Source organism: Mesorhizobium kamtschaticum (genome assembly GCF_056174585.1).
The window spans coordinates 5,959,746-5,972,404 of the sequence record NZ_CM149691.1 but is presented as its reverse complement, the minus strand read 5'-3'; the positions used below and the strand labels follow the sequence as shown (position 1 = coordinate 5,972,404).

Sequence of the window (12,659 nt, the reverse complement as noted above, 5' to 3'; positions counted from 1 at the left end):
ATGCGCCACATCATGGCAAAGAGCCTCGCACCCACCGACGGCGTCCGCGACTATCTGGCGGCGCAGGAGAAGAAATCGCTGCTGCGCTTCCTGACCTGCGGTTCCGTCGATGATGGCAAGTCGACGCTGATCGGGCGCCTGCTTTCCGACACCAAGCAGATTTTCGAGGACCAGCTCGCCGCGCTCGAACGCGATTCGCGCAAGCACGGCACCACCGGCGACGATATCGATTTCGCGCTGCTGGTCGACGGTCTTGAGGCCGAGCGCGAGCAAGGCATCACCATCGACGTCGCCTATCGCTTCTTCGCCACGCCGAAGCGCAAGTTCATCGTCGCCGATACGCCCGGCCACGAACAATACACCCGCAACATGGCGACAGGCGCCTCGACCGCCGATCTGGCGATCGTGCTGATCGATGCAAGGCAAGGGGTGCTGCGCCAGACCAGGCGCCATTCGATCATCGCCTCGCTGCTCGGCATCCGTCACATCGTGCTGGCCGTCAACAAGATCGATCTCGTCGATTTCGACGAGGCGGTTTTTGACCGGATCGTCGAAGACTACGGACAATTCTCGCGCGACCTCGGCTTTCAGACCATCGTGCCGATCCCGATGTCGGCTCGCTACGGTGACAACGTCAGCAGCCGTTCCGAAAAAATGAAATGGTATTCCGGCCCGACGCTGATCGAGCACCTCGAGACCGTTTCGGTCGAAGAGGCCGCCGTCGAGCAGCCGTTCCGTTTTCCGGTGCAATACGTCAACCGCCCCAATCTCGACTTTCGCGGCTTTGCCGGCACGATAGCGTCAGGCGCCATCGCGCAAGGCGACGAGGTCGTCGTCGCCAAATCCGGCAAGTCCTCGCATGTCAAACGCATTGTCGCTTATGGCGGCGATCTCAAACAGGCGGTGGCCGGCCAGGCCATCACGCTCGTTCTTGACGACGAGGTCGAGGTTTCCAGAGGCAACATGCTGGTTTCGCCGGCTGCCAGGCCGCAGGTCGCCGACCAGTTCGCCGCCAACATCGTTTGGTTCGACGAGCATGCGCTGCTGCCCGGCCGTTCCTACATCCTGCGCACCGAAACCGACCAGACCAGCGCCACCATTACCGACCTGAAATACCGCATCAACGTCAACGACTTCGCCCATGAGGCGGCCAAGTCGCTTGAAATGAACGAGGTCGGCATCTGCAACATCTCGACGCGGGCGCCGATCGCCTTCGATCCCTTCGCTGAGAACCGCACCACAGGCGCCTTCATCCTGATCGACCGCATCAGCAACGCCACGGTCGGCGCTGGCATGATCGTGCACTCGCTGCGTCGTGCCGAGAACATCCACTGGCAATCGCTCGATGTCGGCAAGCGCGTGCGCGCCGACATGAAGAACCAGCGGCCCGCCGTGTTCTGGTTCACCGGGCTTTCAGGATCCGGCAAGTCGACCATCGCCAATTTGTTCGAGAAGAAGCTGTTCGCCACCGGCCGGCACACCTATATCCTGGACGGCGACAATGTCCGTCACGGTCTCAACCGCGATCTCGGCTTCACCGATGCCGACCGCGTCGAGAACATCCGCCGGGTGGCCGAAGTGGCCAAGCTGATGGCCGATGCCGGGTTGATCGTCATTGTCTCGTTCATTTCGCCGTTCAGCGCCGAGCGGCGCATGGCGCGCGAGTTGATGGCCGATGGCGAGTTCATCGAGGTGTTTGTCGACACGCCTTTCGAGGAGTGCGCCAGGCGTGACCCGAAGGGCCTCTATGCCCGCGCGCTGAACGGCGAGATCAAGAACTTCACTGGCGTCGATTCCCCTTACGAAGCGCCGGAAAAACCGGAAATCCATCTGAAGACGCTCGGCAGATCGGCGGAAGAGATGGTAGATGCCCTGGAACACTGGCTGAACGAGCGTGACATTGCCGAAGACCAATATGACAATGGCGGCGGTATCTGACGACAGGTCGATGCTCGACATCTTCGAGCAACTGGCCCTGGCGGCTGGACGTGAGGTCATGCGCGTGTTTCACGCCGGCTGCGCGGTCGACCGCAAATCGGACTCCTCGCCGGTGACCGAGGCGGACCGCGAGAGCGAGAAGATCATTCTCGCCGGCCTGCGCGCCGCATTTCCCGACATTCCCTGCGTGGCCGAAGAGGAAGCGGCGGCCGGAATCATGCCGGCCGATCTTGGCGACGCCTTCTTCCTCATCGATCCACTCGACGGCACCAAGGAATTCGTCAACCGCCGCACCGACTTCACCGTCAACATCGCGCTTGTCCGCCATGGCGTGCCGGAAGTCGGCGTCGTCTTCGCCCCTTGCACCGGCCGCTTCTTTTCCGGCCGGCCGGGGAGGGCGGAGAGCCTCGAAATCGATGGCGATTACCAGATCGTCGCGCGCCGGCCGATTTCAGTGAGAACGGCAGCGGTGCCGCTGGCCGTCGTCGCCAGCCGCTCCCACAACACGCCGGAAACCGAAGCGTATATTCGCGACCTCGGCGCCGCCGAGATCGTCTCGGTCGGATCGTCGTTGAAATTCTGTCTTCTGGCCAGCGCCGAGGCGGATGTCTATCCACGCTTCGGCCGCACCATGGAATGGGACACGGCAGCGGGCGACGCGGTGCTGCGCGCGGCGGGCGGCACGACACGCACGCTCGATGGCAAACCCTTGGCCTACGGCAAACGCGACCAGGCCGACGACGAGGATTTCGCCAACCCGCATTTCATCGCCAGCGGCAGGGCAGGGGCGAGCCCCGTCTGATATTGCTGGTTACTCGGCCGCGGCCTGCGCCGAGTTCGAGCCGATATAGTTGCGGATCGTCTCGATGATCCGGTCCTGGTCGACTTCGCTGAGATAGGGGTGCATCGGCAGGCACAGGATGCGCTTCGGCAGGTCCTCCGAGACGGCAAGGCCGGTCGGCGTGCGCGGGTAGTCGCGATAGGCGACCTGGGCATGCAGCGGCTTGACGTAGTAGATGACGGATGGAATGCCCTTTTCGCCCAGATGCGCCTTCAGACCGTCGCGCTTGGGCGTCTCGATGGCGTATTGCGCCCAGGCCGAACGGCTGCCGTCGAGGTTGCGAGCCGCTGTGACGACATCGCCGAGCCCCTCCGCATAGCGGTTTGCCACCACCTGGCGCGCCACCATCTCGTCTTCGAGAATGGCGAGCTTTTCGATCAGGATCGCCGCCTGGATCGTGTCGAGCCGTGAATTGATGCCGACGCGGACATTGTCATATTGCGTCTCGCCCTTGCCGTGGAAGGCGAAGGAACGCAGCTTGTCGGCCATCGCGTCATCATTGGTGAACATCGCGCCGCCGTCGCCGTAGCAGCCGAGCGGCTTGGCCGGATAGAAGCTGGTCGAGCCGACATGGCCGAAGGCACCGCACATCTTGCCGTCAAGCGACCCGCCCATCGACTGGGCGGCGTCCTCGATCACCAGCAGCCCTTCGCGGTCGGCGATGGCCATGATGGCATCGTAGTCGGCGGCAAGGCCGAACAGGTCGACCGGGATGATCGCCTTCGGCTTCAGCCGGCCTTCCTTCTTGATCATGGCGATGGCCGCCTCGAGGCTGGCGATGTCGATGTTGTAGGTCACCGGATCAACATCGACGAAGACAGGTTCCGCCTTGGCCAGCGCCACCACTTCGGCGGTGGCGGCGAAAGTGAAGCTCGGCACGAACACCGCGTCGCCCGGGCCGATGCCGGCGGCAAACAGCGGCAGCAGCAGCGCATCGGTGCCGTTGGCACAGGCCACGACATGCTTGGTGCCGATATAGGCGGCGAGCTTGTTCTCGAATTCGGTGACCTGCGGGCCGAGAATATAGCGCCCTTCTTCGACGACACGGTCGATCGCGGCCTTCAGCCGGTCGCGGATGCGTTCGCGCTGCGCGCCAAGATCAATGAACTGCATGTCGGCCTCAAAACGGTTCTAACCAGGCGGTTTAGCCCAATAACGGCCCGCTGGTATCAGAGTTGCGCCTGCCGAGAAAGCCGGGCATTCAGAGCCGCCAATTGCCGAGATATCGCAGTCTGTTACCTCTGATTTCCGGCGTATCTTCGCAAGATGCCGGAAATCCGGGCTTCGTCGGGCTCAATCGCGCCTATATAACGCCTGGGATCAGGCCTGCGAAACATAAAGTGATCGGCTGGCTCAACTTAAGTTGAGCGCTATTCAGGCGATTTCATGCCGCCACGGCGGATTGGCGCCCGCGCGTGACACGGTCACCGCCGCTGCCTTTGCACCAAGCGCCAGCGCCTTGTGGATGGCCTCTTTCGATAGGCCGGCGATGGCCGCCTTCGCCAGCAGGCCCTGTTCATGCAGGGAGGCAAGGATGCCGGCATTGAACGTGTCGCCGGCGCCGACCGTGTCGACCACCTCGACTTTTTCCGGCATCACGGTGACGGCGTGGTCTTTGGTGTAACCGACAGCGCCTTCGCTGCCATGGGTCACGACGATCAGCTTGGGGCCGCGGTCGAGCCAGTTGCGGATGACATCCTCATGCCGAGCCGGCTTCGCCGAACCAATGGAGGTCTTCGTCCGAGAGCTTCACGATGTCGGCCATCGCCATCATCTCGCGGATGCGCCTGAGGTGCTTGGCCTTGTCGGGGATGAAGTTCGGCCGGATGTTGGGATCGAGCATCATGACGCGGCTTGCGTGCTCGCGCCGCATGAACTCTTCATAAGCACTGCCGGCGGGCTCCGAGATCAGGCTGATGGCGCCGAACAGCATGGCCTCGATCTCGTTGCCGAGCGCCGGCAGGTCGTCGATGGTCAACAGGCGTCCGGCTGTGTTCTCGTCGTAGAATGTGTAGGTCGCCTGGCCGTTGGTGAGCTTCACAAAGGCCAGTGTCGTCGGTCGCGACGAAGTGTGGGCATAGGTGGAACTCACCTTGCTTGCGCCCAGCGCATCCCGGAACTGGCCGCCGAACAGATCCGACGACAGGCCGGAAAAGAAGCCGGCCGGCGCGCCCAGCCGGCCAAGTGCAATGGCCGTGTTGAACACCGCGCCGCCGACATAGGGAGCAAAGGCCGGCTCACCCTGCGTCGTCGTGCGCGGCAGCATGTCGATCAGGGCTTCGCCGCAGCAGAGGATCATGGCTTCCTGGTCTCCGGCGGATAGATCACGCCCTTGCGGATGATGATGTTGGCGTAAAGCCGCGGCTCGCTTGTCGCGACGATGGCATGCGCCGATTTGACCCGTGCATAGAAGTCGGCGCCGGCCAGTGCAACCACCTTGCGGCCCGGCGCGCGTTTGGCGCAGATCGCCTCGATCTCGTGATGGACTGGATCGGCGAGTGACGGGTCGCCTTTCACGGACGCGCGAAACAGCGCCTCCGATACCGCGTCGTCGACCGGCAGGATGCTCAGGATCGCGTCGAGCACCGGAATGAGCGGATGACCGTCGGCGCGGATCAGGCGCCTTGCCTGCTCCTCGGCCGGATAGTTTCCGTCGACAAGGGCGATCTCGTCGCCATGGCCCATGGCGCGCAGTGTCGCCAGGAGATCCGGACCGAGCAGCGCCGGGATTCCGATCAGCATTCAGGCGCTCCTGGAAATCGTCGTCGAACCAATGAGGAAGCGTTCGGACAGCGGCAGGCTGGCGCCACCGAGCGCCCGGGCATGGATGCCGACGGTTCCCTCGCGAACGGCGGGAAGTTTCAGGCCTTCGCCGTCGATCGTCGCGATGGCCGCGATGATGGCATCGACCAGCCGGCGGCGCACCGCCTTCGGCATCCAGCCGTCGATCACCGCCGCCTCGAAATCGATGACCGAGGACGCCGCGACGATGGCATAGGCGAGCGCCTGCGAGGCGCTGGCGATCCAGTCGTCGAGTTCGGAGCCGATCTCGCCCCAGTCCTCGGGCGAGGTCCACAGATGCGAGGCCTCGACGCCGCGGGCATTGAGCGCTTTTTCCAGCATGGCGATCGACGCCACGTCGATCAATTGGGTCGGCTTGCCATCCGGTCCGGGCACCGGCATCGAGCCGAGCGCGCCGGCATTGCCGGTTGGCCCGCCGAACAGCCGGCCGTTGAGCACGATGCCGCCGCCGGCAAAGGCGCCGATGTAGAAATAGACGAAGTCACGCGCGCCGCCAGCCTGGCCGAAGACGAGCTCGGCGCCGCAGGCCGAGGTGGCGTCATTTTGCAGATAGACCGGAAACTCACATTGCGCCTGGATATCGGTCCTGATGTCACGGTGGCGCCATTCGTCCATGACGTCGCGCGGCGCGCCGGCGGTGTCGGCCCAGTTCCACAGTTCGAACGGCATGGCGATGCCGAGCCCGGCGATGCGCTTGTCCTGCGCCGGTGTCAGTTCGCCGCGCATCTTCTTCATGCCTGATGTGACGAATTCCACCGTCTCGCGCGGTGCCGGATAGCGATAGGAGTGCTGCAGCATCGCGCGCACATGCCCAAGAAAATCGATCAGCACCAGTTCCGCGCTGCGGCGGCCGATCTTGAGGCCGATGAAGAAGGCGCCCTCGGGATTGAGCGCCATCGGTATGGAGGGCTGGCCGATCTTGCCGCGCAGCGGCGCCTGGCGAACGAGCAGGCCTTCTTCCTCCAGTTCGCGCATGATGACCGAAACCGTCTGCGCCGAAAGTCCGGTCATGCGGGCGATGTCGGATTTCGCCAGGCTGCCATGCTGGCGCACCAGCGAGAGCACCAACCGCTCGTTGTGGTCGCGCATGCCACTCTGGTTGGTGCCGCGGTGAATCAGGCTGTCATTCGCTTCGGGCGAACCGTGCCTCGCAGTGGCGGTCTCCACCCTGTTCCTCCCGTCGTTTCTTCTCAATGCTTTTGGGCCAGAATGAGTGAACGAAGCAAGGCTGTCAATAATAAATAAGAGTGATTTAATTATTGACAGAGGCCCCTGTCTGGTGTCTGTTGGAGCCGCGTCCACGCTGGGAGAAATTCGTTGGATGCGCTGTGGATGTCGGTTGGCCGGCATCCGGAATTGGTTCCACTGGGAGGAAAATCGTGACCAATACAAAACTGTTGAAGTCCACCGTCTTTGCGGCGGCGGCCCTGGGCCTGATGGCGTTTGCCTCGTCCGCATCCGCGGCCGGTGTCGGCGCTTGCCTGATCACCAAGACCGACACCAATCCGTTCTTCGTCAAGATGAAGGAAGGCGCGACCGCGAAGGCCAAGGAACTCGGCGTCGACCTCAAGACCTACGCCGGCAAGATCGACGGCGACAGCGAGAGCCAGGTCGCGGCGATTGAAAGCTGCATCGCCGACGGCGCCAAGGGCATCCTGATCACCGCATCCGACACCAAGGGCATCGTGCCGACCGTGAAGAAGGCGCGTGATGCCGGCTTGCTGGTGATCGCGCTCGACACGCCGCTCGACCCGATCGACGCGGCCGATGCGACCTTCGCCACCGACAATCTCGAGGCCGGCAAGCTGATCGGCGCCTGGGCCGCCGCGACGCTCGGCGACAAGGCCAAGGACGCCAAGATCGGCTTCCTTGACCTGACGCCTTCGCAGCCGACCGTGGACGTGCTGCGCGACCAGGGCTTCATGATGGGCTACGGCATCGACGTGAAGGACCCCAACAAGATCGGCGACGAAACCGATCCGCGCATCGTTGGCCACGACGTCACCAACGGCAATGAGGAGGGCGGCCGCAAGGCGATGGAGAACCTTCTGCAGAAGGACAACACCATCAACGTCATCCACACCATCAACGAGCCGGCCGCCGTCGGTGCCTACCAGGCGCTCAAGGCTGTCGGCCTTGAGAAGCAGGTGCTGATCGTTTCCGTCGACGGCGGCTGCCCCGGCGTGAAGTCGGTGGCCGAAGGTGTCATCGGTGCGACGTCGCAGCAATATCCGCTGCAGATGGCGGCGCTCGGCATCGAGGCGATCGCCGCCTTCGCCAAGGACGGCACCAAGCCGAAGCCGACCGAAGGCAAGAACTTCTTCGATACCGGCGTCAACCTGGTGACCGACAAGCCGGCCACCGGCGTGAAGTCCATCGACACCAAGGAAGGCCTCGCCAAGTGCTGGGGCTGATGCTGGTCTGACCGGCAATTACCGAACTCGAGTGGTTGGGGCTTGATCCCCAACCGCTTCGGGTGGACGATGGGTCGCGTGACCGCGAGCAATCCCGGCGACAGACCGGAAGGCGTGGACGGGCGTCGGCGTTAGGCTGACACCTCACGGGGAGGAAACATGGCTCAAGCTCAGGAATTCGAGAAGGTTCTCTCGGGCAGCGACACCAGCGTCGCCGCTTTTGACGAGCACAAATCGGCCGTCAAGCGCATCCAGCATTTCCTGCATTCGACGCCGGCCGCTGTGCCGCTGATCGTGCTGGTTCTGTCGATCTTCGTCTTCGGCATCGCCATCGGCGGACGTTTCTTTTCGTCCTACACGCTGACGCTGATCCTGCAGCAGATCGCCATCGTCGGCATTCTCGGTGCCGCGCAGACGCTGGTCATCCTGACCGCTGGCATCGATCTGTCGATCGGCGTGATCATGGTTATTTCCGCCGTGATCATGGGCAATTGCGCGGTCAGCTACGGTATGCCCGCCATTCTCGCCGTGACGATCGGGCTCGCCGCCGGCGCGGCCTGCGGACTGCTCAACGGGTTGCTGGTCGCTTACATGAAGCTGCCGCCCTTCATCGTGACGCTTGGCACCTGGAACATCGTCATGGCCACGAACTTCATTTATTCAGCCAATGAGACGATCCGCGACACCGATGTCGACACCCAGGCGCCGCTGCTGCATCTGTTTGCCCTGAGCTTCAAGATCGGCACGGCTGTGCTGACGCTCGGCGTCATTGCCACGGTCGTGCTCGTGATGATCCTCTGGTACGTGCTCAATCACACGGCATGGGGCCGCCATGTCTACGCCGTTGGCGATGACCAGGAAGCGGCGAAACTGTCGGCATCCAGACCAAGAAGGTGCTGATGACGGTCTACACTCTTGCCGGGCTGATCGCTGCTTTCGCTGCCTGGGTCTCCATCGGCCGCAACGGTTCGATCTCGCCGTCCGCCGCCGTCACCGACTACAATCTGCAGGCGATCACCGCGACAGTGATCGGTGGTATTTCCCTCTTCGGCGGGCGTGGTTCGATCCTGGGCACGCTGTTTGGCGCGATGATCGTCGGCGTCGTCTCCATGGGCCTCAACATGCTGGGCGCCGATCCACAATGGAAAGTGCTGCTCACCGGCGTGCTGATCATCGGCGCCGTCGCGATCGACCAATGGATCAGAAAGGTTTCGGCATAGTCATGACCCAGGAACCCATCCTTACCGCGCGCGGTCTGATCAAGCGCTATGGTCGCGTCACCGCCCTCGACAATGCCGACTTCGACCTCTACCCCGGCGAAATCCTCGCCGTCATCGGCGACAATGGCGCCGGCAAATCGTCGCTCATCAAGGCGATTTCCGGCGCGGCCGCGCCCGACGAAGGCGAGATACGGCTTGAAGGCAAACTCGTCTCCTTCAAATCGCCGATGGAGGCCCGCGCGGCCGGTATCGAGACGGTCTATCAGAACCTGGCGCTGTCGCCAGCGCTGTCGATCGCCGACAACATGTTCCTTGGCCGCGAGATCCGCAAACCCGGCTTCCTCGGCCAGTGGCTGCGCATGCTCGACCGCCCGGCGATGGAAAAGCGTGCCCGCGACAAGCTTACCGAACTCGGCCTGATGACCATCCAGAACATCAGCCAGGCGGTGGAAACGCTCTCGGGCGGCCAGCGCCAGGGCGTGGCGGTGGCGCGCGCCGCTGCCTTCGGCAGCCGCGTGGTGATCATGGACGAGCCGACGGCCGCCCTTGGTGTCAAGGAGAGCCGCCGCGTGCTCGAACTGATCCTCGACGTCAAGAAGCGTGGCCTGCCGATCGTTCTGATCTCGCACAACATGCCGCATGTCTTCGAGGTGGCCGACCGTATTCATATCCATCGTCTCGGCCGTCGTCTCGCCGTCATCGACCCCAAGCAATATACGATGTCCGATGCCGTCGCCTTCATGACCGGAGCAAAGGCCCCCCCGGAGGCCGCGCTGGCCGCCTGACTGTCAAATTGCCGCAGGGTAAGCCGGCACGCGCTCATCTAAATCGATTGAATATATGTTGCGATGCGGTAACATGGGCTGGGATGAATGGTGAAAGCCGGTATGATCATTGCAACCGCACGAGAGGCAGCATGACGCGCGCGATGACATCCGAAACCCTTCCCCCACTGCTCGAAAACCCCGATCCGAAGACCCTCGCAAGGGAAGTCTTGATGGCCCTCAAATACAGGGTCGGCAAGGACACTACCGTTGCGACCCAGTACGACTGGCTGACCGCCTCGATCAAGGTCGTGCGCGACCGTATCGTCGATCACTGGATGCAGGCGACCAAAGAGGCCTACGACCAGCAGGAAAAGCGCGTCTATTACCTGTCGCTGGAATTCCTCATCGGCCGCCTGATGCGCGACGCCTTTTCCAATCTCGGCCTGATGGACAACATGCGCGAGGCGCTGTCTTCGCTCGGCGTCGACCTTGATCTTATCGCGGCGCTCGAACCCGATGCCGCGCTCGGCAATGGCGGCCTTGGCCGGCTCGCCGCCTGCTTCATGGAAAGCATGGCGACCGTCGACATTCCGGCACACGGCTACGGCATCCGCTACGCCAACGGCATGTTCCGCCAGGAGATCCAAGGCGGCTGGCAGGTCGAACTGCCAGAGACCTGGCTCGATCACGGCAACCCTTGGGAATTCGAACGGCGTGAACGCTCGTTCGAAGTCGGCTTCGGCGGCTCGGTCGAATCCATCACTTCAAAGGATGGCCGGCTCGAGCGCCACGTCTGGAAACCGACCGAGCATGTTCTGGCGGTCGCCTACGACACGCCCGTCGTCGGCTGGCGGGCAAACCGCGTCAACACGCTGCGGCTCTGGTCCGGCATGCCGATCGATCCGATCCTTCTCGACAAGTTCAATGCTGGCGACCACATCGGCGCGCTCGCCGAAAGCAACAAGGCCGACGCCCTGTCGCGCGTCCTTTACCCCGCCGATTCCCACAAGGCAGGGCAGGAGCTGCGGCTCAGGCAAGAGTACTTCTTCTCCACCGCTTCGCTGCAGGACATCGTGCAGCGCCATCTCAGCCAATATGGTGACCTGAAGTCGCTGCCCGACAAGGCGGCGATCCACTTGAACGACACCCACCCGGCGATCGCGGTGCCGGAACTGATGCGGCTCTTGATGGATGTCCACGGCATGGACTTCGACCTTGCCTGGGATGTCACCAAACGCACCTTCGGCTACACCAACCACACACTTCTTCCCGAGGCGCTGGAAAGCTGGCCGGTGCCGCTGTTCGAGCGGCTTTTGCCGCGCCATATGCAGATCGTCTACGCCATCAACGCGCAGGTGCTGCTGGAGGCGCGCGCCACGAACCTGTTCTCGGATGAGCAGATCAGCCGCATCTCGCTGATCCAGGAGAATGGCGACCGCCGCGTGCGCATGGGCAATCTGGCTTTTGTCGGCTCGCACTCGATCAACGGCGTCTCCGCGCTGCATACCGAGCTGATGAAGGAAACGGTGTTCGCCGACCTGCACAAGCTCTATCCCGATCGCATCAACAACAAGACCAACGGCATCACGCCGCGGCGCTGGTTGATCCAGTGCAACCCCGGGCTGACCTCGCTCGCCCGCGAGGCGATCGGCGACCGCTTCCTTGACGACATCGACGCCATCAAGGGGCTCGACAGCTTTGCCGATGACAGCGCGTTCCGGGAGAAGTTCGCGGGCGTCAAGCGGCAGAACAAGGCGCGGCTGGCCAATCTGGTCGCCGACCGGCTCGGCATCAAGGTCGACCCCTCGGCGCTGTTCGACATCCAGGTCAAGCGTATCCACGAATACAAGCGCCAGCTGCTCAACATCCTCGAGGCGATCGCGCTTTACGACCAGATCCGCTCGCATCCGGAACGCGACTGGATGCCGCGCGTGAAATTCTTCGGCGGCAAGGCCGCACCCAGCTACCACAACGCCAAGCTGATCATAAAACTCGCCAACGACGTCGCCAGGGTCATCAACCGCGATCCGGCCGTTCGCGGTTTGCTGAAGGTGGTGTTCGTGCCGAACTACAATGTCAGCCTGGCCGAAATCATGATGCCGGCCGCCGACCTGTCCGAGCAGATCTCGACCGCGGGCATGGAAGCGTCGGGCACCGGCAACATGAAGTTCGCGCTCAACGGCGCGCTGACCATCGGCACGCTCGACGGCGCCAATGTCGAGATCAAGGAATGCGTCGGCGACGACAACATCTTCATCTTCGGCCTGACCACCGCCGAGGTCGCCGAGCGGCGCAACAATGGCTACAACCCGCGCGCCGTGATCGAGGGCTCCCCCGAACTGGCGCAGGCGGTCGCGGCCGTTTCCTCGGGTGTCTTCTCACCCGACGATCCCGATCGCTACCGCGAGCTGATCAACGGCCTCTACAACACCGACTGGTTCATGGTCGCCGCCGATTTCGACGCCTACGCCGCCGCCCAGCGGGATGTCGACGCTGTCTGGCGCAACAGCCCGGACTGGTATGCGAGAGCAATCCGCAATGTCGCGCGCGTCGGCTGGTTCTCATCCGATCGTACGATCCGCCAATATGCGAAAGAAATCTGGAACGTGCCTGTCTGATGTGATTGCATGAGGCCACGAACAATGTGGTCCCGGTGATGCGGGTTGACTGCCAACCC

Annotated in this window: 8 protein-coding genes and 2 pseudogenes; 6 read left to right on the top strand and 4 right to left on the bottom strand. The window is 63.1% G+C overall.

Translation table 11 applies throughout. The annotated features are described in order from the left end of the window. A complete protein-coding gene (cysN, locus tag AC0V7N_RS29770; protein ID WP_496627451.1) occupies nt 1–1,938 on the top strand; it encodes a sulfate adenylyltransferase subunit CysN in 1,938 nt (645 codons plus the stop codon). A gap of 10 nt (nt 1,939–1,948) precedes the next feature. Further along, nucleotides 1,949–2,740, top strand: coding sequence for a 3'(2'),5'-bisphosphate nucleotidase CysQ (gene cysQ / locus AC0V7N_RS29765; protein ID WP_475460546.1), 792 nt, complete (start codon nt 1,949–1,951; stop codon nt 2,738–2,740). 9 nt (nt 2,741–2,749) lie between these two features. On the opposite strand, the gene AC0V7N_RS29760 is transcribed toward cysQ, so the two are convergent. From AC0V7N_RS29760 to AC0V7N_RS29745, 4 genes and pseudogenes are all read right to left on the bottom strand, one after another. After that, a complete protein-coding gene (locus AC0V7N_RS29760) occupies nt 2,750–3,892 on the bottom strand; it encodes a DegT/DnrJ/EryC1/StrS family aminotransferase (protein ID WP_475451758.1) in 1,143 nt (380 codons plus the stop codon). Between the two features lie 261 nt (nt 3,893–4,153). Continuing rightward, a pseudogene (locus AC0V7N_RS29755) lies at nt 4,154–5,078 on the bottom strand (carbohydrate kinase family protein). Next, entirely contained in the window at nt 5,075–5,521 is a 447-nt protein-coding gene (locus AC0V7N_RS29750; protein ID WP_475451755.1) for an RbsD/FucU family protein, read from the bottom strand. Before AC0V7N_RS29750 ends, AC0V7N_RS29755 begins: the two are co-directional and overlap by 4 nt. Continuing rightward, entirely contained in the window at nt 5,522–6,748 is a 1,227-nt protein-coding gene (locus tag AC0V7N_RS29745) for an ROK family transcriptional regulator (protein WP_475451754.1), read from the bottom strand. A 269-nt stretch (nt 6,749–7,017) separates the two neighbouring features. On the opposite strand from AC0V7N_RS29745, the gene AC0V7N_RS29740 reads away from it, so the two are divergent. The 4 genes and pseudogenes from AC0V7N_RS29740 to AC0V7N_RS29725 all read left to right on the top strand — a co-directional run bounded on the left by AC0V7N_RS29740 (nt 7,018) and on the right by AC0V7N_RS29725 (nt 12,600). Then, nucleotides 7,018–7,995: a sugar ABC transporter substrate-binding protein gene (locus AC0V7N_RS29740; protein ID WP_224540954.1), complete on the top strand. Its 978-nt coding sequence runs from the start codon at nt 7,018–7,020 to the stop codon at nt 7,993–7,995. Nucleotides 7,996–8,154: 159 nt separating this feature from the next. Further along, nucleotides 8,155–9,215 (top strand): annotated as a pseudogene (locus AC0V7N_RS29735) (ABC transporter permease). Between the two features lie 2 nt (nt 9,216–9,217). Beyond that, nucleotides 9,218–10,000 carry an ATP-binding cassette domain-containing protein gene (locus tag AC0V7N_RS29730; RefSeq protein ID WP_475451752.1) on the top strand — a complete coding sequence of 261 codons (783 nt, stop codon included), beginning with the start codon at nt 9,218–9,220 and terminating at the stop codon, nt 9,998–10,000. Nucleotides 10,001–10,131: 131 nt separating this feature from the next. After that, a complete protein-coding gene (locus AC0V7N_RS29725) occupies nt 10,132–12,600 on the top strand; it encodes a glycogen/starch/alpha-glucan phosphorylase (RefSeq protein WP_475451751.1) in 2,469 nt (822 codons plus the stop codon). Nucleotides 12,601–12,659: the final 59 nt, after the last annotated feature.

Excerpts from the sequence above, each read along its gene's own strand:
- AC0V7N_RS29760 (WP_475451758.1), bottom strand. The coding sequence starts at position 3,892 with ATGCAGTTCATTGATCTTGGCGCGCAGCGCGAACGCATCCGCGACCGG.
- AC0V7N_RS29730 (WP_475451752.1), top strand. The coding sequence starts at position 9,218 with ATGACCCAGGAACCCATCCTTACCGCGCGCGGTCTGATCAAGCGCTAT.
- AC0V7N_RS29750 (WP_475451755.1), bottom strand. The coding sequence starts at position 5,521 with ATGCTGATCGGAATCCCGGCGCTGCTCGGTCCGGATCTCCTGGCGACA.
- AC0V7N_RS29725 (WP_475451751.1), top strand. The coding sequence starts at position 10,132 with ATGACGCGCGCGATGACATCCGAAACCCTTCCCCCACTGCTCGAAAAC.
- cysQ (WP_475460546.1), top strand. The coding sequence starts at position 1,949 with ATGCTCGACATCTTCGAGCAACTGGCCCTGGCGGCTGGACGTGAGGTC.
- cysN (WP_496627451.1), top strand. The coding sequence starts at position 1 with ATGCGCCACATCATGGCAAAGAGCCTCGCACCCACCGACGGCGTCCGC.
- AC0V7N_RS29740 (WP_224540954.1), top strand. The coding sequence starts at position 7,018 with ATGGCGTTTGCCTCGTCCGCATCCGCGGCCGGTGTCGGCGCTTGCCTG.